The sequence below is a fragment of the Cupriavidus sp. 01L415 genome (assembly GCF_056400065.1).
Genome location: NZ_JBFTSP010000014.1, coordinates 25,695 through 51,750 on the forward strand (window position 1 = coordinate 25,695; position 26,056 = coordinate 51,750).

The following is a 26,056-nucleotide window of genomic DNA, read 5'->3' on the forward strand; positions in this document are numbered from 1 at the left end:
CGATGAACTGCCGTGCGATCTTCGAGGAAAAGGCGCCGTTCCGAACCCTGAACAGGCCTCCGAGCTGGCGCTACTGCACGAGAACTTTGCAGAACCGCCATTTCAGAGTCGGCCCGCGAGCGTCGCCCGAAGACAGGATAGTATTTCTCCTCGCGATGCTTATGCGCGTATGCTGAAAGCACCACCCGGCAAGCAACTTCCAGGAGTTCCACCATGGCCAAGGGTCAGTTGCGCGGCAGCCGCGAAGCCAGCAAACCCACCATGTGCTGGATCAAGAACCCGGCTTGGGACCTCGTTTGGGTGCTGAATGCCCTGTGGCTAGCCCCTCTGGTCCTTCTGCTGGCCTGGGGTCATGACGACGTGCGCGCCAGCCCGGTGGACGGGCTGTTCTTTGCCTTTGCGGTACCTCTATGGTTCGGCCACCGCGTCTCGTCGGCCTGGTTGGCCTACGCAACCCCGGCCTACCGTCCCCTGCTCGCGACGCAGCGGCTACGCTTCGTAGTGGCTCCGCTGACCATCGCCGTGGCCTGCTTCGCCCTGTTTCTGGCGCCCGAGAGCGTGCTGCCGATGCCGGTGGCTGAGCGCGTGGTCTGGTTGGCCGTTCTGGACTACCTGCTGGTGAGTCACCATTTCGCGGCGCAGCATTTTGGGCTACTTAGCCTCTACCGCTCGCGCGCGGGACGAGCATCCGACGCGGTCACGCGACGGCTCGACCGGTGGTTCGCGCTCGTCGTGGGCGGCGGCTTCGTCGTACTGGCAGACGCCCTGGCTGGATCGATTGCCTTCCAGGATCGCTGGATCGACCCGCTGCTGGGGGTGGGCTGGTCGGATGTGTTCGCGCGCACGCTGCACGATGGCGGCATTGCCTTCGTCGTGATCCTGACTGGCCTGATGCTATACGTCGAACTGCGCTCGCAGCGTGCATCGCTGCCGCGCGTGGCCTACGTCCTTAGCGTCTCGTCCATGGTGCTCTTGGCCTTCCTCGCGCGCGACCCCTTCCTGTTCATCGTGCTGTGGAGCGTGCAGCATTGGAGCGCGGCAATGGGACTCGCCTCGCTCGCGGCTTCCGGTGGGGATCAGGCGCCTGGCACACACTGGCAGCAACTGCTGGCGCCCATCAATCGACGCGGCTGGGCAGTGCTGCTCGTCCTCGCCGTCGTCTCCACCTTGCTGCTACCGGTGCTGGAGGTGGAGGCCGTGACCGACGAATACGCTTACGCCGATCGCATCTTCGGCGATGCGGCGCGCTGGCTGCGCTCCTCGCCCTACGTGCCGACGCTGCTGGCACTGGGCTTCGCGACTGGCTTCATCCACTACTTGCTGGATCGCGCTGTCTTCCGATTTTCCTCGCCCGACGTCAGGCACGCCGCCCGCGGGCTAATCGAATGATGATGCCGCGACCGGCCACTCATGGCTGCGGACTCAGCCAATCGATGCAGCATCGCATAAGGCGCCGGGGGATCCTCTCGCGGGGCGTTTGCGTATGTATCCGCGACAACCGAATTGGTCTTGCACAAATTCGAGCTTCAGTTCGCGTTCCATCTATCCATGCTTTGTGCCCCGGCAACGCTGCCATGCGACTGATGGGATAGCGCGGATCAGTCGCACCCCACACCAGTCCTAATTAATGATCGGATTCTTCTTCTGCATATCGTCCTGGATCATTTTTGACCAGGCTGCGCCCACTTGCCGCTCGGTCACGTAACCGCGTTTCCTGGTATCAAGCTGATCGAACCGCTTGTAGACTTCAGGCATGCCAGCGCGTGCTTCTTCACGGGTCAGTTTGCCGTCATGATCGGCATCGGCCTCCTTGAAGCGTTCGGTGAACCACTTCTTTCTTTCGGCCGGCGTCATTCCCTTTGGCGGCTGCGGTACTTCGTTGACATCCGTGGTAGCCGACGAAGTCGATGGTGTCATTTGCTGTGAGGGCTGCGCGATAGCAGCACTGTTGGCGAGGCTAATCGACAAGCCCAAGGCAGTGACAACGAATTTCAGTTGGACCATTTTTCCCCTCGACTATTGATTTGTGACGGCGTATCGGCAGTGTGAGATCGCTTTGTAGTTCGCAATCGCATCGTTCCAGAGTGCAGTTCCGGTAACAACGGAATTCTCCTGGGTACCTGCACTAGTATTGGTGAAAATGCGGCTGGCCATTTGACATTTTGGGACCATCGTTTGATGCAGCGGGACATCTCGGGGGACCTGGTGGAAGCCGCGCACGAAGTCCCACGGCGGCCGCCTGTTGGCCACCCCAAACGAGAGCTTTGGCGCCAGGTTTTCAGTCTCCATCCCGTGCAGTCCGGACCGTACAGCAGCCGCCGATCCGACTGGGCCGCATGGCTGGGGAGGCCGGCGGTCATCTCGCTGCAATTTCCGAAATAGGAACCGAGCGACCGCTACCGCGCTGCCTTTCGCCATTTTGGCAGCCCAGACTGACCGTCGCAGAAGGGTCGGTAGTTGTCACGTCTCGAGATAAGCACGGCTCGCCCGAAGAATCAATGACTTAGGCCTCCATGTCTCAAATTAACTGGGCTGGATTCTCAAAGTAATTGGGTTAAAAGCGCGATCTGTCTCACAGTTCATGGGTACACACATAGATGAGACCGCGTCGCGGCGAGCACCATCGGTCAGGAAGGCGGCCGAGTTCGGCCATTTTCGGTCAGTCAGCCGACAGCCAGCAACTGACCGGATCCGGCCCAATTTGCGCCAGTCATTCTTGTTGCACTCAACGACCGAGATGTGCCGAGCGGCTGTGTGGCGGCGAGACATGTCCAACGGATGACGTGGCGCAAACGAACGATCGCCGCCCTCCGAAAATCGCCCACGAGCCCCCGGGGAGGACCGTACGGGCGCCCGCTAACCGCATGCCAGCGGGAGATTAGGATTTCCGAACGCGTCACAAAATCGAAGCCCGGATCGAGGCACTAGCACGTGAACCTGCCTTGACCAGCACAAGTAGGATTCGCGCTACCGCGCTTGCGCCATGTGTCGGATCAGCACGCTTGCCTGTGCGGCTGGGTTAAGCATAAAGCTCAAGCAAGGTGCGCTGATGCAGACCTATACTTCATTCGATTCTCAAGGCGCACAGTCCCATGGGCGTGCGGTGGCGGTAAGGCGTACGCGCAGGAGAGATAATCGTGAGAACAAACGATCACACGCTACGGCGTTTCAAGCGCGCCGTCCTCGTCTCAGCGCTCTTTTTGACAATCGGCCAACCGGCATATTCCCAACAGCCTCCGACGCCAAAGCCGGGGCAAACCGCTGCCGTGCAGGAGACCGCATCTCAGGCGCAAGCTCGGGCGATCCTGATGCGGATGGCTGAGTTTCTCGGGAACGCCCATGCGTTCAGCGTCAAGCTGCGCGGTGGCTACGACGTCGTGCAACCGTCCGGACAGAAGATTGAATACGGTGAACTGAGAAATATCACGGTAAGCCGGCCCGAGCGATTGCGGGTTGAGAGCGAGCGCAGCGACGGCACCAAGACCTTGGCCGTCTTTACGGGCAAGGAGATCACGGTGGTCGATTTCGCCAATAAGGTCTATGCGATAGAACCACAACCAGGCAACCTGGACGACACCATCGTCCATTTTGTTCGGGATCTCCATCTGCGCTTCCCTCTGGCCATGCTGCTGGTGAGCCGGCTGCCCGCGGAATTCGATGAGCGGGTGCGGCAGGTTGATTATGTGGAGAAGACCAATATTCAAGGCGTTCCCACCTACCATCTTGCCGCGCGCAGCGATGGGGTAGACATCCAGATCTGGGTCGCGGACGGGAACCAGCCCTATCCAGTGCGCGTTGTCCTGACTTATAAGAATGAGCCAGGCCAGCCTCAGTTCAGGGCGCAATTGTCTGACTGGAACTTCACCCCGAAGCTTGCCGATGACACATTCGTGGCGCGGCTGCCAGACGGTGCGCAAAAGATCGCGTTCGCCGCGCAGATTCCCACTGCGTCCGCCGAAGCGCGCAAGGCGGCGTCCGCCAAAGGAGCCGGGAAATGAAAACAATTTCATGGCGTGGCATTACCGCGGTAATGCTGGCATGCCTGCTCATTGGGGGAAGCGTGCTTGAGGCAAGCGCGCAGGGTCGGGCAGGCCGTGGGGGCGGCGGTGGTGATCGCGCTCAACGCAGTGGTGGCGGTGGCGACGGGGGCTTCTCGCGCGACGGAGCGGCCGCTAGTGGATCGTTCTCCTCTGGGCGCGGCGGCGGCGCTGCAGCGCAGAGTACCGGCAGTGGGCAGGCTGCGTCCGGCCAGCGCAAGCAAGCGGCCGGCGAGAATCAGGCACAACGGCAGTCTGCTGCGACGCAAGCGCAACAGACATCTGGCGCCAATCAGGCGCAACGTCAGCAGAGTAAGACTGAGAGCCAGACTCAGCGACAAGCCACTTCCAGTCAGAATCAGGCTAACCGCCAGGCTAGTTCCAGTCAGAACCAGGCGACCCGGCAGAGTGCGGCCAGTAACTATCAAAGCAACAGCCAAGTCTCGGTGAACTGCTCCGGTTGCGGCGGTTCCGATTGGGACAACGACGCAGCGGCAGGATTTGTCGCCGGCGCTATGGTGGTCGGCACGGCTGCGGTTGTGGCGAATGCCGCTGCTGCACCACCCCCTGTCAGCACAGCGGCGCCGATGCCTGCGCCGCCACCTCCGCCAGCGCCACCACCCTGCAACGTCGCACCGATCACGGTGAGCGGCGCCTCCTACTACAAGTGCGGTTCAACGTGGTACACGGCGGGATACGGGAGTGGCGGCGTTGTCTACGTCCCAACTCAGCCCCCTCCCGGCCAGATGTAGGACTTCCTGCGAAGAGCTTGCAGGCACCCGCAGCTATCTTGCGTTTGCCTCTCCCGCTTGTCGCGGCTCGGTCACGATCCTGGCGCCGACGTCCTCCAGCAGCCGCTGAAAATCGGGCGATGCCAGGATCGGGGAATAGATGTGTGCGGTCGCGAGCATGACCGAGTGACATACACATGCAGATCTTCGGGACGCCCGCCGAGAAGGCGTTGTGATCGACGCTTTGCGAAAAGGGAGTGAGCGTCAGCGAAGCCACCAATGACAAATGGGATCCGCTATGCTCAAGTAATGACCGAGCATTGGTGAGTGTGGCGCCTGATTTCACTGATCTGCGTCTATGCCTTGGCCAGTCGCTACCGAGGTTCGCGACTTTTTGATGCCTACCCATCAATGACTGAAGTCGGCCCGCTAGCCGACGTACTGCCCGGCAACGCTGAGAGTCTCAGAAGGGCCGGTAGTTGCCCCCGGTACAATGAAACCCGTGCGTGGATAGGCCTACGGCAGAGACCGGAGCGCCGGTCGGTCGCTCGCGGACGTACGCCGTGCATCTCCTTGCCTCGAAATTGGGATCCTGGAAGTCGATTCCCGCGCGCCGGTGCCCGTAGGAGAGCGCATTCGCGGTCTTTGATTGGCCGTAGGCAATCCACGGGTCCTCACTTCGCGCGCGCTCCCGACCGGTCCATTCCGGCACTATCCGGGCTCCCTACGGCCATTCGGTCCATCTCTGCTAAGACAGAGCCTCCCGCACAATGACCGATGTCGGCCCGCCAACGGACGTACTGTTTCGCAACGCTGAACGTCTCAGGGGGTCGGCTCCAGCCGGCTGGCCCAGGCGTAGCCGATCTCGCGGTCGATCGGACCCTTCTCGGCCAGTTGCGGTCATTTGTTCGGATCGCTGGAATGGCCCTATCTGATCTGAGGATTCAACCGGTCAACGCAACGGATTGATAATACGTTCACCCGCATTCTGAAGTGGTTGGCGAGTGGTGTATTCGCCGTATGAGACATTTTTCGCCAGTCCAGAACCTTCACATTCGCCGGGCGGCTGAGCGCCTCGGTTCCACGGGTCTCGATATCTCAGCGCTCGAGCAGAAACTGCTGACGGAGCGAGGAAGCATTCGTCTGTTTGATGACACCATTCCAACGCTGCTTGAATTGAAGGCGCGCGGCATAAAGTTGGCCATTGCTTCCAACTTGGCTGCCCCGTACGCGCCTCCTCTACTTGATTTGCTTCCCTTCAAATTCGATGCCTACGCTTGGTCGTTCGAAGTCGGCCACCTCAAGCCGAGTGCGGAGATTTTCGAGTGGGTCACATCGAGACTTGGTGTGCCTGCAGCTGCCACGCTGATGCTTGGAGACACTTATAAAGCCGACTACGTCGGCGCGCTTCAAGCTGGCCTCCCGGCCAGGCACTTGGTTCGTCCGCCTAAACCGCCGTCCGGCGGGATCATGATTCAGTCTTTGCCAAATTCTGGATCTCCCCCTAGCCATAACTGAATAGAAGGCAGATCGATCATGGGATCGCAGTCACGCGCTCGGCAGCAGATGGCCGGTTCCGGCTGGCGGTGGGTTGTGGCAGCAGGTATTTTCCATCGAGAAGAGCCAAGCCAACCTGAGAGCCCTCCAGCAGAACGCTGGCGATGCAGAGCGCCTATGCCATCACCCCCAATCAAGCGCGGCGTAATGTACGTGTCCTCAACCGACGACGGTGAGTGGGTAGGTTGCGGATGTCCTTGCCGCGATCCACCAGTAGGTCGGCATTCAAGCTCGAAGGCATCGTAGCTAAGCGCGCAGGGTGGTGTACTCAGCCAGCCCTCCAACGCGTTGGTTCAGCTCTGCGGCGCGCCACCGCTGTCTGCGGCGGAATCACTGGGGGTGCGACTGGCGGCGACCAGGCTGGCAATGCGGGCGCACAACTCGCGAGCAGTAATGTCAGCAACGAGAACGGAAATCCCTGAGAATTTCCTGTGCGAGCCCTTCGATCCCCGAGTGCGATCGCGCAACCAATGCTTCGGACTGGAAGACTACATCTGCAGCGAGGTTAGGCATGAGCCCGCCCCCGTCGGTACGGAGCCGTACCGCAAAGCGGTGGCCCCATGCCATCAGCCGGGATGCAGTTCGCGACCCACGCGATCTGCCAGTGCGATTTTGAAGCGCCTAGCCGTCCGCCACCGCACCGACTTCAGCTTGGATTGATGTCAGCCTTTGTCCGTCGGGGCTGCGTGATGAAGGAATGCTTCCTTCCTGATGCCACGGCGTGCGGATCCTGTTCAGGGTGGTTCGCGTGCCCCGAGGACACTCTACGCCTGAATCCCTGGTTTCTTCCGAATCGAATCGAGGTAGTTCAAATGAAATCCATCCACGCCATCACCTTTGCCGCCGGCGCAGCGTTACTTGCGCTCGCGGGCAGTTTCTATACTCCCCTTGGCCAAGGGCAAGGCAATGCGCCTGCGGCCTCGCCCACGAACCCCAACCCCACGCATGAGACGGTCAGCGAGGGCATGTCTGATACGGCGGTCACAACCAAGGTCAAGGCCGGTCTGCTTGATCAGAAAAATCTGAGTTCGATGCACATACATGTACGCACACGCGAAGGTGTGGTACGCCTGACTGGCAGCGTTCCTTCCACGACGGAACGGCAGATGGCAACCGAAGTGGCCAAAGGCGTCAGCGGGGTGAAGAAGGTAGAGAACCATCTGGGCATCCACAAGTCCTGATAGGTCGTCAGGGTTCCTGAGGAGCCTTTGTCGGCCGGCAAAGGCTGCGCAATGCCTTGCCGATGTCCGCCGACGTCTGTGACCGGCCGATTCACATCAACACAGGAGCAATCATGCATAGTCCTCATTACCTCCGCACTGCACCGCAAGTCCGAGCCCGGTGGCCGCGCGTCATTGCCTGTCGCTGAGGAACGCCATACCTATCAGGCCGCCGTGGACGCATCGCTGGAAATGACATTCCCGGCGAGCGCCCCCATCTCGCCGGGCGCCGCCGTGTTTGCGGAATGGCAGGTCATTACCCCGCGCGACGAGACAGACTGGCAGTTGGCTGCCGGCAGTGAAAGCCAGCCTTACGGCGCCAAGCCAGTCGCGCAACGCAAAGGTGGAAGGCGTACGTATTGAAAGATTGCCCAGGCCAGCGCTCGGCGCCCGTCCAATGGGCCTACCCACCCTACCTGGAGTCACCCCGTGAACGTCAATGAACTGGATCACAACAGCAGCGGACCGCGAGCAACGATCGTCGGCAACAATGAGCCTGACCACTCCGGGCCCGGACCCGTCATCATGGCCGCCTACACGCTCGAAGGCAATCTAGTTCTCGGTCCAGTGGCGACAAGCTCGGCAAGGTTAATCACATCATGCTGGATGTTCCTGGCGGGCGGATCGCCTATGCGGTGCTGTCATTCGGGGCTTTCTGGGAGTGGGAACAAAACTGTTCGCCGTGCACTGGTCGGCACTGACGCTCGACACCTTGCGCAAGAGCTTTGTGCTGGGCATCGAAAAGGCGCGGCTGGAAGCCGCACCAGGCTTCGATCAGGACCATTGGCCTAGCATGGCGGATCCGCAATGGGCCACCAGTATCCACGAGTACTATGGCACGCCCCCGTACTGGAAGACGGACCGGCGCGAGCAGAAACTGGACATTTGATCTGATCGTGCCTTGCGTAAGGCATCCGGCCATGTGAAGCAATATCAGGGCGCAGCAGGTTTGACGCATGCCTGGCCGAGACTAGCGTTGCATTCAGGACTCTACAACCAGTAAGCCCACACGCGCGCGGTCATTTCCTTCATGCGCATACCGACCGAACGGTCGCCCCACTGCTCAAGCGTAATGGGATTGGACGCGGCTAGGTCCACGTCGAACATGGCCTGCATCTGTGCGCCGAACTCCTGTCCCAGGATGACGGCGTTGACTTCGTCGTTGTATAGGAAACTGCGCCAATCGAGGTTGGTTGAGCCAATGGTGGACCAGACACCGTCGATAACCGCCGTCTTTGAATGCAGCAGCACATCACGCCGCTCGTAGATCTTTACGCCGGCGCGCAACAGCTCGTCGTAGAAGGAGCGCCCGGCGAAGAAGACCAGCCAGGAATCGGTCTTGCTTGGCAGAATGAGTTTGACATCGACACCACGGCTTGCGGCATCCTTCAGCGCGGCCAGCAGCTGTGGATCGGGAACGAAATAGGCGTTGGTCAGACCTACGCTGGTTACCGCACTGCCGATTGCCGAGAGCAGTGTCGCGTAGATGAGGCTGTAGGGCTCATCAGGCGAACTGCCGATAGCGCGAACGACCTCCTTTCCGGTGTTGCCGAGTTGAGGGTAGTAGTTCCTCGGTGCGAGCGCTTCACCCTTTTGCTTTGCCCACGTTTCAAGAAATAGCTTTTGGAATTCGCGGACCACCGGGCCTTCCACTCTCACGTGGGTGTCGCGCCAAGCCGGGCTTCCATCAGACCGATGCCTGGCTCTCGGCCTGAACGATCCACTTGAATAGACGCTGCTGATATTGATGCCGCCGACGAAGGCGATCTGACCATCGACAATCAATAGTTTGCGGTGATCGCGCTGATTAACCTCCCACCCTTTCTTTGCGGAAAGTGGGTTGACTGGATTGAACTCCAGCACGTTGATACCGCTGTCGGAAAGGCGTTTGAAGTACTCCTTGGGCGAATTGATCGCCCCCACGCTATCGTAGATGAAGTTCACCTGGACGCCCTGGGACTGTTTCTCGATGAGCGCATCTGCAAAGCGATTTCCGACAGCATCGTCCTCGATAATGTAGGTTTCCATGTTGATATGGTCTTTCGCATTGCGGATGGCGGCAAACATGGCCTGAAACGTGGCCGGACCGTCCTGCAGCAGAATTACCTTGTTTCCCACCACCAGCGGGCTTCCGACGATCGCCGCTTCGAACGCCAGATGCCGATCGAAGATATTCGTTTCATCGCTGTGGCTCTTGAGCCGGCTTAGGATCTCCTTGCTTTGCTGGTCCGAAAGGGGACCGTGCGCCCCCCCGAGTTGCACAGGCTGGGCGGAACGGTTCCGCATATCCGGGACAATGGTCGGTAGCACGCCGCATCCACCAGCGAGGGCGAGCAAGATCAACAGTATCGCTCTCAATGTCATTGGAAGTCTCACGGCAGACACGCGTAGCATCGGAGCTTCCCGGAAGATGCTTGCCGGATCCAGTCGTCAGGGGTGCTTGTGTCCATCGGGCTGGTGACAGCGCACGAAGATCGTCACCGAGGCGGTGGTGACATGGGTCAGGCCCAGCGTCACAAGCGCGTACCACCAGGGGGAGACCACGCTGGCCGAGTGTATCGGCGGCGCCTTGGCAAGATCAAAATGCGTAAGAGACAGATACGCCGATTTTCTGGGCATTTCGGTACGCTGGCGGACAGCGCGCGGTTACGCGCCGCCAGGCTAGCCAAGGGAGTCTCTGGTTGAATCCGGCCGTATTCGGTTGCAATTAAATATATGCCACGAACTGTGCGCTGGCGGACGGCACCCGGGCCGGGTGTGAACTATATATAAACAGGAAGCAGCGATCAGTTTCGACTGGACGCACGGTAACTCTGAGAGCCGTTCTCGTCGGTGAAAGCCCGTCATCGTCTCTCCCGATCAAGTGGCCCGGCAGATTCGCCAGGCTAATCAACCTCAGTGATTAAAGATTTCCCGGCAAATAGCTAATCTTCCCCTCCTTCCGCATATCGATCCGGTCCCCTTGAAAATGAGAGGAAAATGACAACAGATTATCCCAGTGCCAGCACCATCATCGTTTATCAATGCAGTCATGGAGAATGGTGTTTTGCGGAGGTTGATCCGGCGGCGTGTATCTACCGTTTTGGCCCGTTTGACAGCGAGAAGGCGATCCATGAAATTCTTTCTGTGATCTACCCTGACGATCCGCACCGGCTAACCATTGAAGCGCCGGCCGACTACGACGATGCCACGATCTTGCGCACGGCAACGCGGGCCGGCGCTGCCCCACCAGGCAGCCCTTGCCCGACCGTACAGGGAGGATCAGGGACATCAACCTCGTGGTGGAAGCTTTTCTTCAGCCGCCACGCTCCTGCGCTTGCCCCGCTTCGCGTACTAGGATCGAACAGCAAGAACCCATCAGGCAGGGGGACGCTGACACTGTGATTCACAGGAGTCCACCATGGCACTGAATTTCCCGAATCCCAGCCGCAGCTACGATGCGTCGCGGCACTGCGTTTGTTTCTGGGGCTACGACAACGCACGCGAGGTCACATTCCAGATCTCTGACGATATTCTTGCGCACTTGAGTCAGGAGCCCACCTCCGAAGAGGCCACCTTCCTGGCCACGTTTGACCGCCATCGCGAACAGATACTTCTGCTGGCAAGGGAACTCTACACGCCAGGGATGCGCAACACGTACACCATTTCGTAGTGCCGGCTCCAGGCTGAGCGGCGGAGTCGCCCGGGGCACCCCGCCTTGCACCTCAAATCGACGATATGTCCGGCAGCAGCCGGTCGAACTCCCGCTTCACGACCGCGTAGCATTCGCATACGCGCTTTTCCAGGCCCACCCGGTCAAGCACCGCAATATGCCCATGGCTGTAGTGAATCAGGCCCGCGGCCTGAAGCTTCAAGGCGGCCTCGGTCACGCCGGAGCGCCGCACGCCGAGCATGTTGGCGATAAGTTCCTGCGTCATCGTCAGGTCGTTGGAGGCCAGCCGGTCAATGCTCAGCAGCAGCCATCGGCACAGTTGCTGGTCGATGGAGTGATGGCGGTTGCAGACGGCGGTCTGCGCCATCTGGGTAATGAGCGCCTGCGTATAGCGCAGCAACAGATGCTGTATCGGCCCGCCTCGCGCGAATTCCTGCTTCAGGATCGCAGCGCTCAGGCGGTATCCGTGCCCGGCGCTTTGCACGATGGCTCGGCTCGGGGTCGTTTCTCCCCCCATGAAGATCGCAATCCCGACCATCCCCTCATTCCCCACGATTGCGATTTCGGCGGACGCGCCGTCTTCCATCACGTACAGCAGTGAAATGATCGAATTGGTCGGAAAGTAGACGTAACCTAGGTGGTCACCCGACTCGTACACGACATGGCCCAATGGCAGCTCCACCAACGCCAGGTGCGGTGCAAGGCGCTCCCGGTCGGCTACCGGCAGCGCCGCGAGAAGGTGGTTGGACTTCGGATCATGTGCGCTCATGACTGCAGCTCCCAGACCGACCAGGTTGAAATAAACAACGTGGACGCCGACGTCGGGGTTCACTAGAGGTTGACCCAAGGTCCGTTAACAGCCAGACCATGAGACGGTGGTGGATCACTTGCCTTCTAAATATAGGTCGGCGGATCGAACAGGCAAATGCCAGGAAACATGCGCCGGATGTCATGTGCACTGCATGGGGTTCGCCCTTTCCGGCGACGCCCTGCCCGTTCGGGCGACTTCCTGCAATGGAATAAATACCGCGCTTCCGTACGCCCCCGGACGGCACTCGTCCTCTCGCTGAGTCTTATTACACAGCGGTATGTCTCGTATCATTCCAAGAATATGACGGCTGTCGAAGACATGCTCTCCTACAAGGCAATGGCCGACGCTCATGCAGAGGGGGTCAGGAAGCTCAATCCCCCGTTCAAAGCGCTTTACGACAGCATGTCCGACGTTCAGAAGCGAAACGCCGATTCAGTCTTCCGAACCAACCCACACCACATCTAGCGCCTGGCGCGGCGCCCCGCACCGTCCGCCCACTACGGCCAGCGCCCGACTTCCGTCAAGCGACAGGAGAACATCATGACCCCATCTAGAGCGCGCATCATGCGCACCGGTTCTGCTGGCGGCAAGATCGTGGCCGCCTTTGGCCTGACCTTGGCACTCGCTGCCATGTCGGCCTTGCCGGCATTTGGCGCGGACAACCACTATGGGCGCGCCTCGCCCGAGCAGAACGCCCGAAACCATGAAGGTCCACATGGCACCTACTATCAGAACAGCCACCGCAATCAGCACAATACGTACTACCGCGGCGGCAGCAGTTACTACCACGGCTTATACCGCGACCCTTATGTCTATGCCCCGCCGCCAGTGACCTATGTACCCGAGCCGACGCCGGGAATCACTCTCCTTTTCCCCCTGCAGTTTCGTTGAGCAGGAGGAGTGACGGAATGCCAGAAGGTGCCTCCCCTCATGCGTACGGCACCGGACTGACTTGATATTCCGTCACGACTATCCTTTGGGATGGATGAGGACGTCTCTATCGATACAACGTAGCAGCAACGAGTACTTCAGCGAATCCCTCGAATCGGTGTTCAGGATTCCATGGCAAGGCCATCGACATCGCGATCCGCTAGAACGGCTGCCATCCGCCTGGTTGAATCAGCGGACGGCATGTTTTTGCAGAACCAGGAGCGCATCATGTCACTCGGAATCATGCTGTTGATTGTTTTGGCTGTCTTGCTCGTGGGGGCAATCCCCAATTGGTCGTACAGCAGCGGTTGGGGCTACGCGCCTTCAGGCACACTCGGAGCGCTTCTTGTTGTGCTCCTTGTCCTGTTGCTACTAGGCCGACTCTAAGGCGGCCCTTCTGGAGCGTGCCGCACCGTGAGCCGGCCATGCACGGCAGGCGCATGGCCGGCTTGCTGAATCGGCGAAATTCAATCTGAGGAGCGCTCGCGCAACCAGCCAAGCGCTCGGTGACAACGCGGTTGCCACCTGTCATCCCGCGGCCGGATCGCCTCAGCATCCGGCTCGCAACACCAATGAAGAGGTACATCATGAACAAGGACCAAGTGAAGGGCCGTGTCACGGAGGCCGCCGGGAAAGTCAAGGAAACCTTCGGCAAGATGACCGGAAACAAGCAAACGCAAGCTGCGGGGACCCTGCAGAAGGATACCGGCAAGACGCAGGCAGCGTATGGCGACGTCAAGGCGGATATCAAGAAGACGGATTAAAGCAATACAGAGAGGACAAGCACCCGAGCCAGCGCACGGACGGCGGGATGACAAAGGCGACTAGTCGGCTGGCCGCCTTGTCCCGTTCCCGCTCTTCCCCGTTTAACGCCGGCGCCAGGAGACACCTATGCTCGACACCATGCTGAATCAGTTCCCGCCCCTGGCGCAGGAAGCCTTCCGCGAGACCTGTCTGCGCAACGGGGTCGCCCCCGACGGATTTACCGTGACTGCGGTTGAAGACGCTGCAGGCGTTGTGCCGGCACGCGGGCGCAGCATCTCGGTACGCTTCGGAAGAGAAGTCCGCCAGTACGACGGAAGCCAGACTGCCCAATGGACCGTCGACTTCGAGGACGACCTCAGATCGTGCGTGTTCGGCTGAGTTACCCTGCGCCCGCGTACGGCAGCGGACCGACTTCCTGCGACTCATGGGGAGAATATTGTCATGGCACAGGCAGGCGACCAGGCCTTTGCAGCCGGGTACTTAGAACATTCATACCCGGCTCCCTGCGCGGCCGCAGGAGGTAGCAGGAAATGAAATGCACACAAACATTCCTCAAACGGACGGCAATCCTGATCGCCGCGCTTGGCATCGTCTCCTGTAGCGGCATGAGTCGGCGAGACACCGATACCATAGCGGGGGCGGGCATCGGCGGCGTCGCGGGTGCAGTGCTGACTGGCGGCAGCGCCTTGGGGACTGTCGGCGGAGCCGCCGTCGGCGGCGTCATCGGCAATCAGGTCGGCAAGTAGCGGCAGCAGCGCGATGTCCAGCGCGCCAATCCCATGGAGCCATCGTGAACTTCATCACCAGCGCCGGCCCGCTTATTTCGCTGATAGCCGGAATCCTGATTCTTGTGATTCCACGGCTGCTCAACTATATCGTCGCCATTTATCTCATTGTCATCGGCCTGCTCGGATTGTTTGGCGGACATCTGCGCTGAGAGGACATGGGATCCTGCTTCCTGCCGGATTCCAGCCGGACTTACTCGAGATACCATCATGCGTGCTCTGCTCTGTCTTCGCTTCAAGGATGCCACTTCCGCCCGCAACGGTTGGGCAAAGCTGCTTCCCCTCGTGCGCGGGCCGGCCCGTGTGACCGGCCCCTGGTTCCTGGGTGGAGGCCTGCGGCCGGTTGAGGGCTTGCCGGCAGCCGACAGCACCCACACCACGTTCCGGCACGAAGCCTCTATCGCGGGCTATAGCATCTTTGCGATGCTTGGCCTTGGGCTGGCGGGATACTACGGCGATCATTCCGGCGCCCTGAGTGGCCTCGCCACCTATGGCCTCGGCTTTGTGACCTTCGGTATCTGTGGCTGGCTCCTGGGCGCTTTGATCGGCGCCACGCTGCCGCGACCGCGGCTGGCTCGTCAGGCTGCGCTCTTGTCGCAGGGTGAGATCATCATGATCGTCGGTTGCAAATCCTCCGAGAAGGAAACAGTCAAGACGCTGCTATACGAGCTGGGCGGAGTCGGCATTGACGAGCACGGGGACTTCCTGCCTCATCTGCGCTGGACGCGAGCATGACCGTTCCCTGGCACTAGGCCGTGCCGGCGGGAATGAAAGGCCTAGTGAAAGTAAGATCTCCGAATTCAGAGATTGATCAGACCCGCCGCGACGTTCACACATAGCCCCAGCACTGCGATATTGAAGAAGAACGAGAGCACGGATTGAGCGAGTACCGCTTTGCGGATGGACCGCGATCTTATCGCCACGTCCGACGTTTGCGAGGTCAACGCGATCGTGAACGAGAAAATGCAGGAAGTCCCAGTAATTCGGCTCGAGCGCGCTATCGGGAAAGCCAAGTGCCGGGTCATCGGTACTCCCCCAGGCTAGCGTGCATCATCGAATTGACCCGTCGAGCTTGGCGGTTGGGGTGGCTTCGGTCACTTGAGGTGCTCGGGCAATTCCTCGAGCTTGAACTCCAACTGCTCAATCTGACGATCGAGATTCTCAGACCTACGGCCATACTGCAGCCGCTTGAGTTTGGCGATCAGCAGCTTCAGACGCTCGATCTCAATGGTGCAGCCGCTAAGCTGCTCGCGCAGCATCGCCACATGCTGATGCAGGCAACGACGTCGTGTCTTTTCCCTCGCAATGCGCTGTCGCGCGCGAGTGCCATCGCCTTCAGCGCGGCGATGTCGTCGGGTAGCCCGGAGAGATCTGTTCGCAGGCCGCCACCTGGTGAACAGCGCATCAGGTATGCGTTCAGGCACCGCAATGCGATGATTGACCCCCCTCGCTTGCGTTTGGCACATCGAATACTGTGCCAGGTTGAAGGCGACGACTGACGCAACTGGATCACTGCGTTGCAGGAGGGCTAACGACGTTCGTCTCAGGCCCACGCCTTGCCGGCCGCCTCAATCAGGGCGCGAATGTGGGAATTGTTACCACGACTGAGAGATGCCACGATGAGCGGCGAGAATTCCGCCTGCTCAAGCGGGGGCGAGCGCCAGGTATCCCTCGCGCTCGCTTCGCGAGGCATGTTCTTCCCGTGTCAGCATCATGCTGGTCGAGACCGGTAGAGGCACCTCGCTTGAGCGGGCGACTGGAAAGCGCTACGCTGGTATAGGGCCTCCCTGCATAGCCGCTTTAACGCATCGTTAGCCCTGATTCAAACGGCTGAACACGGCCACCCCGAGCGCCGGCTGTGCGTGGCCGGGGGAGGGCGGCGAACCGCTGTGGAAAAGGAACGTCGGAACGCGCGCCGAAGGCAGGCCGGGCGTCCTGCGCGAGCGGCCATTCCATCCACGATCTGATGCCTATGACGCCCGTCCTTCCAGTCCCGAAGCTCATTCGATACCGGCCGCGCGCCGCCATCGCGCTAGTGATCGGCGTCATTGCCGCGTTCTTGGCGCCGGTGTCGCTGCGCCCCTTGGTGCGCGTCATCCTCGGCTGGGACATCGCCATTTGGTCGTATCTCGCGCTGGTCTGGTGGCTGATGGCCAGGGCACCACAAGACATGGTCAGGGAGATCGCCATTCGCGAGGACGAGACGGCCACTACGTTCCTGCTGGTCGTTTGCATCGCCGCAATCGCCAGCATTGCCGCCATCGTGCTCGAATTGGCGACGGTGAAGGACCTGGAGGTCGGCGCGGGGCTGGCGCATCTTGTCTTCACCGCGGCGACGCTGTTCGGCGCCTGGTTTTTGATTCCGAGCATGTTCGCGCTGCACTATGCGCGGCTCTTCTACAGCTCGGCGCAGGGGGGGCGATGCGCACGGAGCAGATCGGCGGAGTAAATGGCAGAAAGAATTTCATAAATTACGTTTTCGTTGTCGAAAGTGCCAAGGCGGCAAATGCACGCCGCTGGGTCAAGCTTCGCAAAACACCCTCGCGAAAATTGCGATAACTTCACATCAATGAGGTCGGTGCGATACCCGGCAGCCCCGGAATAATAAAAACCCCTTCATATTGCAGAGACGCTGGACACATTGAAGTGTCCAGCTGCGCGAATAAACCGGTCATCTCAATTCGCAAGGAAAATTTCGGGCTCGCCGACGAGAATGACGCGCCGATTTTCTGTGCGTCGAGTCTGCGTTCACACTTGAGCCGGGCGCCGTCCAGCGCACAGTCCGTTACATTGATTCAACACGACCAGATCCGGCCACAAGCTCAGCGCACCTCATTACCATGCTCCCCCTTCTCACAGATGATTGACCTATATTTCAATAGTGATCCCGCCGTCCTGCGGTGGCGCCAGCGATTGGATCAACGTGACGAGTATGTAATCCGTTCTGTTTTAGGAGATGTGACATGAGCGTCGCTCATGATCCGACGCCGCACGGCAGTCCGGTGTCGGAGAACAGCATTGGCGCTTCCAATCGGCACCTGTGGACTCGGTTCTGGGCCATTGCGAGACCTTACTGGTTCTCCCGGGATAAATGGACGGCAATTGGCTTGCTTGTTTTGTTGATACTGCTGCTGTTGGGGCAAACCGAAACAAATGTACTGTTTAACGAGCAATCCGGAGAATTTACCTCAGCATTGGCGGCCAAGGATACTGATCGCTTCTGGGCCTCCATCGTAAAATGCATCTACATTCTGATCGTGGCGGTACCGATATATGCATTTTACTATTATATTAGAAATAAACTCGGAATTCGCTGGCGGCGCTGGTTGACCAATCACTATCTGGACGGCTATTTCAAGGATAGAATTTTTTACAAACTCAATTCAGATGCCGCGATAGACAATCCGGACCAGCGAATGACGGAGGACATCAATACATTTACGCAGCAGTCTCTATATTTTCTGTCGGTTAGTATTGGTGCGCTGCTGCAACTCATAGCGTTCAGCAACGTCCTGTGGACGATCTCCAGGTCGCTTGTCTTCTTTCTTGTTCTCTACGCCGTCGCTGGCACCTCGATATCGATATATTTCTTCGGGAGAGTCCTGATCGGCCTGAATTTTTATCAGTTAAAGCGGGAGGCGGATTTTCGATTCAGCCTGATCCGGGTTCGTGAGAACGCTGAGTCCATTGCGTTCTATGGTGGCGAAGCTCAGGAGTCTTTTCATGTGAGGGGACGTTTTGAACAGGCCTTCCGCAATTTCAACAAACTCATCAACTGGCAGCTGAATCTGAATTTGTTTCAATATGGATATGGCTTCCTGACCATCATGCTGCCCAGCGCCATTGTCGCTGCGCGCGTTCTTTCAGGCGAGCTCGAAGTCGGTCGCGCCATCCAGGCTGCCGGCGCGTTTGCGGCCATACTGAGCGCATTGGCCGTGATCGTTGACAACTTTGAAAATCTGAGCCGATTTGTGGCGGGGCTCGATCGGCTGGACACATTCTCCATCTCTCTGACCAGGAAGGCGGCAGCCTCCCCGAATGCGGGGGGCACGATCAAAGCCATGCAGGACGCCCGCCTGGCGCTAGCACATGTCACGTTGCAGACGCCGAATCAGGAGAGGACGCTGGTCAAAGACCTAACTGTGTCGATTAACCCGGGAGAGGGGCTGCTAATTGTCGGTGCCAGCGGAGGTGGGAAGAGTTCTCTGATGCGCGCAATCGCGGGCTTGTGGAACTGCGGCACGGGATGCATCATGCGGCCCAAGCCGGACGAAATGTTGTTTTTGCCGCAACACCCTTACATGGTGGTCGGCAGCCTGCGCAACCAGCTGCTATATCCGAATAACAATGACAGGGAAGTATCCGACGAGGAACTCTTGCTGCTGTTGGAGATGGTCAATCTGCCGGATATTGTTGGCAGATTTGGCGGGCTGGACGCGGAGCTGGATTGGGGCAAAGTGTTGTCCATTGGAGAGCAACAGCGCCTCACGATTGGGCGTGTACTGCTCGCAAAGCCGCGATATGCGATGCTGGACGAGGCTACCAGCGCCCTGGATATTGGCAACGAGGAAGATCTATATTTGCGATTGGCCGGCATGCCGACGACGCTTGTCAGCGTTAGCCATCGACCCACACTCCTTAAATATCACCACCAGGTTCTGGAGCTGCCCGGGGACGGGAGATGGCAACTGCATCCGACCAGAGACTACCGCTTTGGTTGGTAGATCCTCGCCTGGAAAACTGTGGATTCGCGCCGAAAGGCGCTGTCGCCATCAGCAGACGAGAAATCACCGTGAGGTGTGTGCGCTGGTACCTGCGTTACAAGCTCAGCCCTCGAGACCTCGTTGACATGATGGCCGAGCGAGGTCTGTCGCTTGCGCACACGGCGACCACACGCTGCCTCAACCGCTGCGCGCCGGAATTCGTCAAGCGCTGGAATCGGTTCGCGCGCTCCGCTGTTTGTTCATAGCGTGTCGACGAGGGCGTATGTGAAGGTCCCTGACAATTGGATCTAACATTACCGTGCGGTTGACCGAGCAGAAAAGACGGTCGCCTCGCGCAAACGCCGCGATCACCACCACCAGAAACATCGACATTGCCAGCAGCGCCTGGATGATCATCCAGGCCTAGTTGCGACGAATGAAGAGTGGGCAGATATTGCCGGGAGAGGAGCATACCGCAGCGCGTCTAGATTGAACTGATTCTGTGTGATTCTTCCCTTGCCTTGGCAAATAGGTTTACGTTCCCACCTCGCCGGGACGTAGCTTAGGATCGATCGCACGGTCGGCTCTGGTCTCGGCCAGACATGCGTCAACCATACTCCGAACCGAAGTGACATATTGATTGGCGCCGATTGCGCTCTGGAGCGCCTCGCTCCACTGGTCAGTATCACCTCTTGGCCAGAGGCCGACGACGATCGACGCATCCGGGAAACGCCGCTGCACGCGCCGGACAAGGTAGCGCAAGTGGGACGGGATGCCTTCAATGTTCAAATAGAAAACACACACAATCGCCGGCACGATGACGTCCAGACCTTGCATGCTGGCGCGCGAGGCCGCGTCATGAGGGACAACCCGGCAATCAAGATCATGCTTTCCGAGGAGTTGCGCGACAATGGTCGACGCCAATTCGTCGAGGGGGCCCCGTCCGGCTATGCAAAGGACCTGGCCTTCGGCGCTTCTTGCCGGCGCGGTTTTGATACTCGGCGAGAGGATGGCGGGACCTGGTTGGTGCGAATCCTGTTCGGCGATGTACGGTGCTAAGGCGGCCGTTTGGCCGTTAATTCCGGCTGGATTTGGTTCGATGTCGGCAAAGCTGTCCAGACCATCGACGAGATCGGTTACCGTAGTTTCTATTCGCGCCAGTTGTGCGGCCGTTACAACGCCGCGCAACATATCGCTGGCCGCAAGCTGCAATCCCTTGATGGCGACCTCGTCGTAATACGAGGAGAGTGACCGGTCTCGCAGCAGAATTTCGGCTTGCTCGAGTGTTTCATCCGGATCGCCGGCCAGCGCTCGCTGGTAAAAATTCTCAACTGGCGTGAGCGTCGGCTGGTCACCGAGCAGCACGTCCAGCATTTCGAGTCTCCCGAAATGCCGGCCGAGGACTACCAGGCAAAGCGTCAGCGGGGTGGACAGGATAAGCCCGACCGGGCCCCATATCCAGCTCCAAAAGATCGCGGCAACAACAACGGAAAATGGCGAAATACCCGTGCTATGGCCATATAGCATCGGCTCGATGACCTGACCGGCCAGCAGCTCGACGATCACGAAAAGCGCCAATGACCAGATCGCCATCGACCATTCAGGACTGACTGCTGCGGCGAGTGCGGAAGCCAGAATAGCGACGATCCAGATTCCCACGTAGGGTACCAGGCGCAACAACGCGGCGAGGATGCCCCACAGCACCGGGCTTGGTATGCCAATCAAGAAGAGCCCGGTTCCGATTACAACGCCGACGCCGGCATTGACAGCGAATTGCGAAAGGAAATACCGGCTGAGGCGCCGCGCGGCGTCATCCATCGCGGTGGTGGTCCGGTGCAAATCGGCCGACCCGAATAGCCGAATAGCCCGATCCCTAAGGTCATCACGCTGTAGCAGGATGAAGATGGTGACGATGAATACAATGAAGGTGGTCTCAATCGGCCTAACGACGGGCGAGAGTATTTGCCGCGCCAGATGAAAGGCCGTCGGAGCCGGCTCGATGACTTCGACCGGAAGTGCCGCGGGTGGCTGAGCCGGCGGCGAGGCGGACAGGGGCCGAGCCGCTTGCGGCAAATCAACGGTTGCCCGTCGAAACGACTTTCCAGCGGTCCCGGCCATACTGCTGAGCTTTCCAATTGTCAGTCGATGCGCGATATTGATCTTTTCTTCGATGGTGGCCTGATAGCGAGGCATGCCAATTGCGAGATCCGTAATCTGTGCGGCGATCACGCCCCCCAACAAGACCATCATCGAAATTGAAATTGTCACGGAGACTAGAACCGATACGATCCGGCCGAGCTTGATACGACAAAGGAAACTGACCATTGGCGCTACTAGGACGCTGAGAAAAATCGCGAGCGTGATCGGGATCAACACATCTCGGCCAACATAGAGTCCGGCGACGACGGTCACGCCGATGGCGAGGCTGACCAGGCCGTGGAGGCTGACGGACTCGGAAGGCTTCAGGTGCGCCACCTGCCTCGCGGGGCGCGGGTCGACCGACTCAGGCATGATCAAAGGTCCGCAGTGTTCGCCTTCTCGATGAGAATCAACCCGCGGCATCGGAAGGGATCGCAACAGCCGATCCCGTCGCAATCAGGTCGAATCATCCGCTTGGCGCCAAGCGTCTCAGGGTTGCCCCATTTCATTGAGGGTACGGCAATGTCTGAGCAGGGGTCGTGCGACAGCGTACGGAGACGCGAACTGTGCAGTCGAACTGCGAAATAGCGCCAGGGCAGCGCTCGGGGTATCCGTGGCAATTGCTCGACATATATCGCCAAATGCGCACATCATTTTTTCGGGGAGGAGGTCGTCCATTCTGTGATCGCGAGAGCACTGGAGTCCCACGCTACGTGTTCTGCGGTCAAGTTTCCAAGCTCTCCCGGGCAATCGCAGTCGTCGCCGTCAACGACGGGCGGCAGACGGAGAGGGCAGCTCGTGATTGGACGGTCACCAACGGACAGTCTACAGGGGCGCCAGGAATCCTGGATGTATCAAGAAATCGAGGGCTGCTAGGTTGCGCGCGAGGCTTGCAGCGTTATGTGGTGTTGCCCGCTACCGTACAGACGTTTCCATGTCGTGTGTGAGAAGGTGGCACCACACCTGCACGAAATGGCAAACCTCGCAGGCATGTCCTCGCGGACATCTCTAGATGTCACGCCTGAGTTGTTGCAATGCAGTTCATGTTGGTGAGGAATTTTAGGAGCGCATCATGAATAACATCATCTGGCTTGTTGGACTTGTGGTCATTGTCTTGTTCGTGCTTGGATACTTGGGTCTGAGATAGGAATTTCTAGAGTTTGTATAAATCTCCGAGGATTATCGACACCGAAACTGTTGTGCCACTGGTAGTGACATTAGAAGTCGGCGGTTGCGCTATGTGTCAACTACCGCTGTAAATTCGGCATTTGCTGTCCCATGAGGGTCTCCGTATTGCTGTGAGCTATTGCAATACTTACCATACCCACGTCACGTGCCGAGCGAGTTGGGTGGGCCGCAAAGGCACACGAGAAGCTGACGTCACTCTGAGCCGTCGCGAACCGGGTCCACCCAGTCGCTGCTTACTGGATACGGACTGCCCAAAGGCGAATGGCCCCGCCTCCGATCACCTACCCGCAGGAACTTCATTCCGCCTTGCTCTACGTGTGCTTCCACGGGCAGGGATATCGGTCTTAGACCTCTTGTAACGTCTCCGTTCGTTGACGACGATAGCTTGATGAGCCTCGGCAGCGGGATGCATATGACGAGAACGTCCGGAGACCATAGCATCGCCGAGTAACGCGCCCGTATGTCCGGCGCGACCTCTGCCCTCGTCCAACTCGGTCGAGGATTTCTTTCTTGTTCTGCTCTGAGAGATCGCCGGCGCGCATGTGGCCTTCCCTGTCATGCCCTCTAGCGCTCAACCAAAGTCGTCGCTCTCGAAGAGTCGTTTTGACCGTGAGAATGTACGTTATGCCCAAATCGCATTGATGCGCGAATAGCTCGGCCGCATGCTGCAAAATTCGCGCAGGGGCCTGCGGAGTACCATCGCCAGAAAGCAGCTGATCCTTCTCGTCGCCGTATGATGCGATCAACGCTCTTTCCGCGCCATCGCGCAGCAGGCCCTGCCAATATGAAAGAAGACCTCGCACATTTGCCAAGGGAACTAGCGGATCAGTTCACCGGGCCGTTTCTGCGCTTCGTCCGAATTGAGGCGATGGCTGGCGCCATCCTGTTACTTTGCGTGGTGGTTGCATTGTCGTTGGCGAATTCGGCCTGGTCCTCTCAGTACTTTGCGCTCTGGGAGATACGAGTCGGTTTATCGTTGGGGAATATCGAATTCTCGCGCTCGTTACAGCACTGGATCAACGACGGTTTGATGACGCTGTTTTTCTTAGGTGCCGTAAAGAGCCCCCCGGTTGGATCGCCGGCCACGGTCCGCACACGCGGCACTGCTTTCTGGTGGGACGGATTCGAAGTGGCTCATCGTGATCGGCGCAAGCGAAATAGGGCTCGAGTTGGGGTTCGTATGGCAGCGGCTCGGCAGCCAAGTCACAGTGTTAACGAGCATGCCAACGTGCCGATCGAAGCGGTAGGCAGCCGGTTCACTGACCGGAGATCAGCCGAGCATCGTCAGTCGGAATTTGTCTCCAAGGAAGCCCGCAACGACCGAACCGAGCTTCAATCATTGGAGCAATAAGGGCCGATTGGCTGAAATTCGAAACCCTCTCCGGCCAGTTGCGGCTGGCGCAAATTCAACGGCGACTTCCAAGTGTGGATTCAACTGGTCGACGCAACAGATCGATGAAATCGCTCAGCCGGTGTATCGAAATCTAGGCGTCTTGCGCGGACGTTCGTTGAGACGCTTGGCCACGGCCCGGACATATCAGGCTGCATCGCGACCGCCCGCCGGGGTGGCCACGCCGCCACTGCCGTTACTCGAGCCGCCTCCATCCCCGCCGCATGCGGCAAACAGTGAAATCACCACGGCAAGTGTTGCAAGAGCGATATGCAGGCTGGCGATAAGCCCGCCACGTGAGGGCGGTTGCCCGGCCGACCAGCGGGGGAGGAGCTATGCAAGGAAGCAATGACAACGTAAGTGCCGCTATTCGTTCCCAACATGGAAGCTCTCCTTCCCGACTCCGTGAGTTGACCAGGCCAACGCTGACATCTCGTCAAGGGGACCGGAATCTGCCGACCCGATGCGAAGGGATCCGCGCTATGCGCCATGACCTGCCGTATAAAGCGACATGTATTGGCCGGACAATCGGTACGATGCCGGACATTGTGGTCATTCGGATGCCAATCCCGGCCAGATCAGCGGAATCGGGGACGCACCCTGTGCGGCGCCACACCTGATTCCTGATACTGGAAATCCGCTGCCGGAGACGGGATCAGAGTATGCACATTGTTGATTCACGGAGCGCGCTCGGTGCTATTCAGATCGAAGGAAAAGCGGATCTGGTGTGACCGCCGGTGCCAGAGACAGCCGGCCAACGTCGTCGCCATGGCCTTGGTCAACAAAATGGTTCGCATTGCCTGGGCGCTGTTGGTGCGCGGGACAGCATACGAGAAAAATCATGTGTCAATGCAATCGCGTAGCCGGCCTTCTACGGGATACCTCACCAACACAAACATCCACCTCGATCTTAGTGGGCAGGGAGCCGGGTTATCGTTTCGAGTCTTTTTGCAAGAGCTTCTCGTGCAACTCGACAGTTAGCGTTTCGACACGCTCAGCTAATTTTTGGGTAAGTTCTGTTAGTTCAGTATTCCGCTGCAGCAACTCCAGCAGTTGTGCAGCGCTTTGCGCGGCAATTGCCTGCCGCTGCTCGTTAGCGACAGCAAGGGCCTCCCTGTGTCGCGCGTCAGCCTTGGCATGTGCGTTGTCTCGCGCTGCCTGTCGCGTCTGAGCAAGCAAAATGAGCGGCGCGGCATAGGCTGCTTGGAGACTGAATGCGAGATTAAGCAGAATGAATGGGTAAACGTCGAACTTGGTGAAGCCGACGGCGTTCACCCCAATCCAGATGGCGACGATTACCGTTTGTGCCCCTAAAAAAACGGGCGTCCCAAAAAAACGCGCGAAGGCTTCGGCCTTCAGCGCGAACCGGTCGTTGCCAAACGCCGTGGCAAGATGTTCGTGAGGCCGGTGGAAGCGAAAGTGATCAACGTTCGGAACTTCGACCGGAGCGGCATGGGAGCCGGAGTTCTCTGTTTTCATACATTCCCCAATGTCAGTAATCGTTCAAGACCGGCCCGAAACGACGTCTGCGGCACCATACCGGCGGAGATTCACCGCAATGAATAACGGAAGCCTATCGTCAGACGATTCCTCACCGCAGGCATTCAGGAATCTACAACCAGTAAGCCCACACGCGCGCGGTCATCTCCTTCATACGCACACCGTTCGAACGGTCGTTCCATTGTTCAAGCGTGATGGGATTGGATGCGGCGAGATTGCGCTCCGGCGTAAAGCTCTACGAGCGGCGTGACGTGCTGCTGCATTCGAAGATAGCGGTTATTGACGGTGTTTGGTCCACCATTGGTTCGGGCAACCTCGACTGGCGCAGCTTCTTGCACAACGACGAGGTCAACGCCGTCGTCCTGGGACAGGAGTTCGGCGCACAGATGCAAGCCATGTTCGAGGTGGTTCGTCGTAAAAGGAGCGTCCGGCGAAGAACCACGAATCGGTCTTGCTCGGGAGGATGAGTTTGACATCAACACCACGAGATGCGGCATCCTTGAGTGCGGCTAGCAACTGCGGGTCGGGGACGAAAATGCGTTGGTCAAATATACGCTGGTTACCGCGCTGCCGATCGCCGAGAGCAGTGTCGCGTAGATGAGGCTGTAGGGCTCATCCGGCGAACTGCCGATGATGCGTACGACCTCC

23 protein-coding genes and 6 pseudogenes are annotated in these 26,056 nt (G+C 59.0%); 20 read left to right on the forward strand and 9 right to left on the reverse strand.

Going from position 1 to position 26,056, the window contains the following annotated elements:
* Positions 1-213 precede the first annotated feature (213 nt).
* Positions 214-1,389 carry a hypothetical protein gene (locus tag AC1DOX_RS19525; protein WP_441622653.1) on the forward strand — a complete coding sequence of 392 codons (1,176 nt, stop codon included), beginning with the start codon at positions 214-216 and terminating at the stop codon, positions 1,387-1,389.
* A gap of 231 nt (positions 1,390-1,620) precedes the next feature.
* Here AC1DOX_RS19525 and AC1DOX_RS19530 read toward each other — a convergent pair whose 3' ends face one another.
* Positions 1,621-2,004 carry an EF-hand domain-containing protein gene (locus AC1DOX_RS19530; RefSeq protein ID WP_441622655.1) on the reverse strand — a complete coding sequence of 128 codons (384 nt, stop codon included), beginning with the start codon at positions 2,002-2,004 and terminating at the stop codon, positions 1,621-1,623.
* Positions 2,005-3,137: 1,133 nt separating this feature from the next.
* Here AC1DOX_RS19530 and AC1DOX_RS19535 point away from each other — a divergent pair.
* The 5 genes and pseudogenes from AC1DOX_RS19535 (at position 3,138) to AC1DOX_RS19555 (ending at position 8,434) form a co-directional block, all read left to right on the forward strand.
* Positions 3,138-3,998 carry a DUF2092 domain-containing protein gene (locus AC1DOX_RS19535; protein WP_441622657.1) on the forward strand — a complete coding sequence of 287 codons (861 nt, stop codon included), beginning with the start codon at positions 3,138-3,140 and terminating at the stop codon, positions 3,996-3,998.
* Between the two features lie 1,790 nt (positions 3,999-5,788).
* The gene (locus AC1DOX_RS19540) at positions 5,789-6,286 is read left to right on the forward strand and encodes an HAD family hydrolase (RefSeq protein ID WP_441622659.1); all 498 of its coding nucleotides are present in this window, start codon (positions 5,789-5,791) and stop codon (positions 6,284-6,286) included.
* An 851-nt stretch (positions 6,287-7,137) separates the two neighbouring features.
* Positions 7,138-7,506 carry a BON domain-containing protein gene (locus AC1DOX_RS19545; RefSeq protein ID WP_441622661.1) on the forward strand — a complete coding sequence of 123 codons (369 nt, stop codon included), beginning with the start codon at positions 7,138-7,140 and terminating at the stop codon, positions 7,504-7,506.
* Positions 7,507-7,680: 174 nt separating this feature from the next.
* Complete coding sequence (locus tag AC1DOX_RS19550) at positions 7,681-7,908, forward strand: hypothetical protein (RefSeq protein WP_441622663.1); 228 nt, start codon at positions 7,681-7,683, stop codon at positions 7,906-7,908.
* Positions 7,909-7,974: 66 nt separating this feature from the next.
* Positions 7,975-8,434 (forward strand): annotated as a pseudogene (locus AC1DOX_RS19555) (PRC-barrel domain-containing protein).
* Between the two features lie 101 nt (positions 8,435-8,535).
* Here the strand turns inward: AC1DOX_RS19555 and cls are convergent.
* On the reverse strand, positions 8,536-9,831 hold the full coding sequence (gene cls, locus AC1DOX_RS19560) for a cardiolipin synthase (RefSeq protein WP_441622707.1): 1,296 nt from the start codon (positions 9,829-9,831) through the stop codon (positions 8,536-8,538).
* A 144-nt stretch (positions 9,832-9,975) separates the two neighbouring features.
* Complete coding sequence (locus AC1DOX_RS19565) at positions 9,976-10,164, reverse strand: hypothetical protein (protein WP_441622665.1); 189 nt, start codon at positions 10,162-10,164, stop codon at positions 9,976-9,978.
* A gap of 360 nt (positions 10,165-10,524) precedes the next feature.
* Here AC1DOX_RS19565 and AC1DOX_RS19570 point away from each other — a divergent pair, with 360 nt between their 5' ends.
* Together AC1DOX_RS19570 and AC1DOX_RS19575 are read left to right on the forward strand one after the other, a co-directional pair.
* Complete coding sequence (locus tag AC1DOX_RS19570) at positions 10,525-10,929, forward strand: hypothetical protein (RefSeq protein ID WP_441622667.1); 405 nt, start codon at positions 10,525-10,527, stop codon at positions 10,927-10,929.
* 16 nt (positions 10,930-10,945) lie between these two features.
* Positions 10,946-11,197, forward strand: a complete 252-nt coding sequence (locus AC1DOX_RS19575; protein ID WP_441622669.1) for a DUF1488 family protein — start codon at positions 10,946-10,948, stop codon at positions 11,195-11,197.
* A 52-nt stretch (positions 11,198-11,249) separates the two neighbouring features.
* On the opposite strand, the gene AC1DOX_RS19580 is transcribed toward AC1DOX_RS19575, so the two are convergent.
* Positions 11,250-11,966 carry a Crp/Fnr family transcriptional regulator gene (locus AC1DOX_RS19580; protein WP_441622671.1) on the reverse strand — a complete coding sequence of 239 codons (717 nt, stop codon included), beginning with the start codon at positions 11,964-11,966 and terminating at the stop codon, positions 11,250-11,252.
* Positions 11,967-12,548: 582 nt separating this feature from the next.
* Between AC1DOX_RS19580 and AC1DOX_RS19585 the strand changes: the two genes are divergently transcribed.
* From AC1DOX_RS19585 to AC1DOX_RS19615, 7 genes are all read left to right on the forward strand, one after another.
* Complete coding sequence (locus AC1DOX_RS19585) at positions 12,549-12,899, forward strand: hypothetical protein (RefSeq protein ID WP_441622673.1); 351 nt, start codon at positions 12,549-12,551, stop codon at positions 12,897-12,899.
* A gap of 267 nt (positions 12,900-13,166) precedes the next feature.
* Entirely contained in the window at positions 13,167-13,325 is a 159-nt protein-coding gene (locus tag AC1DOX_RS19590) for a DUF3309 family protein (RefSeq protein ID WP_441622675.1), read from the forward strand.
* A 200-nt stretch (positions 13,326-13,525) separates the two neighbouring features.
* Positions 13,526-13,702 (forward strand): CsbD family protein, encoded by a 177-nt coding sequence (locus tag AC1DOX_RS19595; RefSeq protein WP_441622677.1) that lies wholly within the window; start codon positions 13,526-13,528, stop codon positions 13,700-13,702.
* A 127-nt stretch (positions 13,703-13,829) separates the two neighbouring features.
* Positions 13,830-14,081, forward strand: coding sequence for a hypothetical protein (locus AC1DOX_RS19600; RefSeq protein ID WP_441622679.1), 252 nt, complete (start codon positions 13,830-13,832; stop codon positions 14,079-14,081).
* A 152-nt stretch (positions 14,082-14,233) separates the two neighbouring features.
* Positions 14,234-14,449 (forward strand): glycine zipper 2TM domain-containing protein, encoded by a 216-nt coding sequence (locus AC1DOX_RS19605; RefSeq protein ID WP_441622681.1) that lies wholly within the window; start codon positions 14,234-14,236, stop codon positions 14,447-14,449.
* A 44-nt stretch (positions 14,450-14,493) separates the two neighbouring features.
* Positions 14,494-14,640, forward strand: a complete 147-nt coding sequence (locus AC1DOX_RS19610; RefSeq protein ID WP_078196252.1) for a DUF3096 domain-containing protein — start codon at positions 14,494-14,496, stop codon at positions 14,638-14,640.
* A 58-nt stretch (positions 14,641-14,698) separates the two neighbouring features.
* Positions 14,699-15,223 carry a hypothetical protein gene (locus AC1DOX_RS19615; RefSeq protein ID WP_441622683.1) on the forward strand — a complete coding sequence of 175 codons (525 nt, stop codon included), beginning with the start codon at positions 14,699-14,701 and terminating at the stop codon, positions 15,221-15,223.
* Between the two features lie 65 nt (positions 15,224-15,288).
* Here AC1DOX_RS19615 and AC1DOX_RS19620 read toward each other — a convergent pair.
* Positions 15,289-15,505 (reverse strand): annotated as a pseudogene (locus AC1DOX_RS19620) (DUF1345 domain-containing protein); the annotation flags it as partial.
* 95 nt (positions 15,506-15,600) lie between these two features.
* Positions 15,601-15,869 (reverse strand): annotated as a pseudogene (locus AC1DOX_RS19625) (transposase domain-containing protein); the annotation flags it as partial.
* 591 nt (positions 15,870-16,460) lie between these two features.
* Here AC1DOX_RS19625 and AC1DOX_RS19630 point away from each other — a divergent pair.
* The 3 genes and pseudogenes from AC1DOX_RS19630 to AC1DOX_RS19640 all read left to right on the forward strand — a co-directional run.
* A complete protein-coding gene (locus AC1DOX_RS19630; protein WP_441622685.1) occupies positions 16,461-16,937 on the forward strand; it encodes a DUF1345 domain-containing protein in 477 nt (158 codons plus the stop codon).
* 514 nt (positions 16,938-17,451) lie between these two features.
* Positions 17,452-19,212: an ABC transporter ATP-binding protein/permease gene (locus tag AC1DOX_RS19635; RefSeq protein ID WP_441622687.1), complete on the forward strand. Its 1,761-nt coding sequence runs from the start codon at positions 17,452-17,454 to the stop codon at positions 19,210-19,212.
* 8 nt (positions 19,213-19,220) lie between these two features.
* A pseudogene (locus AC1DOX_RS19640) lies at positions 19,221-19,500 on the forward strand (hypothetical protein); the annotation flags it as partial.
* Positions 19,501-19,725: 225 nt separating this feature from the next.
* On the opposite strand, the gene AC1DOX_RS19645 reads toward AC1DOX_RS19640, so the two are convergent.
* The gene (locus AC1DOX_RS19645; RefSeq protein ID WP_441622689.1) at positions 19,726-21,702 is read right to left on the reverse strand and encodes an AI-2E family transporter; all 1,977 of its coding nucleotides are present in this window, start codon (positions 21,700-21,702) and stop codon (positions 19,726-19,728) included.
* 1,600 nt (positions 21,703-23,302) lie between these two features.
* Here AC1DOX_RS19645 and AC1DOX_RS19650 point away from each other — a divergent pair.
* Positions 23,303-23,869 carry a Na+/H+ antiporter NhaA gene (locus AC1DOX_RS19650; RefSeq protein WP_441622691.1) on the forward strand — a complete coding sequence of 189 codons (567 nt, stop codon included), beginning with the start codon at positions 23,303-23,305 and terminating at the stop codon, positions 23,867-23,869.
* Between the two features lie 969 nt (positions 23,870-24,838).
* On the opposite strand, the gene AC1DOX_RS19655 is transcribed toward AC1DOX_RS19650, so the two are convergent.
* Positions 24,839-25,387 (reverse strand): DUF1003 domain-containing protein, encoded by a 549-nt coding sequence (locus AC1DOX_RS19655; RefSeq protein ID WP_441622693.1) that lies wholly within the window; start codon positions 25,385-25,387, stop codon positions 24,839-24,841.
* A 230-nt stretch (positions 25,388-25,617) separates the two neighbouring features.
* Here AC1DOX_RS19655 and AC1DOX_RS19660 point away from each other — a divergent pair.
* Positions 25,618-25,812, forward strand: a pseudogene (locus AC1DOX_RS19660) (phospholipase D-like domain-containing protein); the annotation flags it as partial.
* On the opposite strand, the pseudogene AC1DOX_RS19665 reads toward AC1DOX_RS19660, so the two are convergent.
* A pseudogene (locus tag AC1DOX_RS19665) lies at positions 25,800-26,055 on the reverse strand (phospholipase D-like domain-containing protein); the annotation flags it as partial. The pseudogenes AC1DOX_RS19660 and AC1DOX_RS19665 overlap by 13 nt on opposite strands.
* Between the last annotated feature and the right edge of the window lies 1 nt (position 26,056).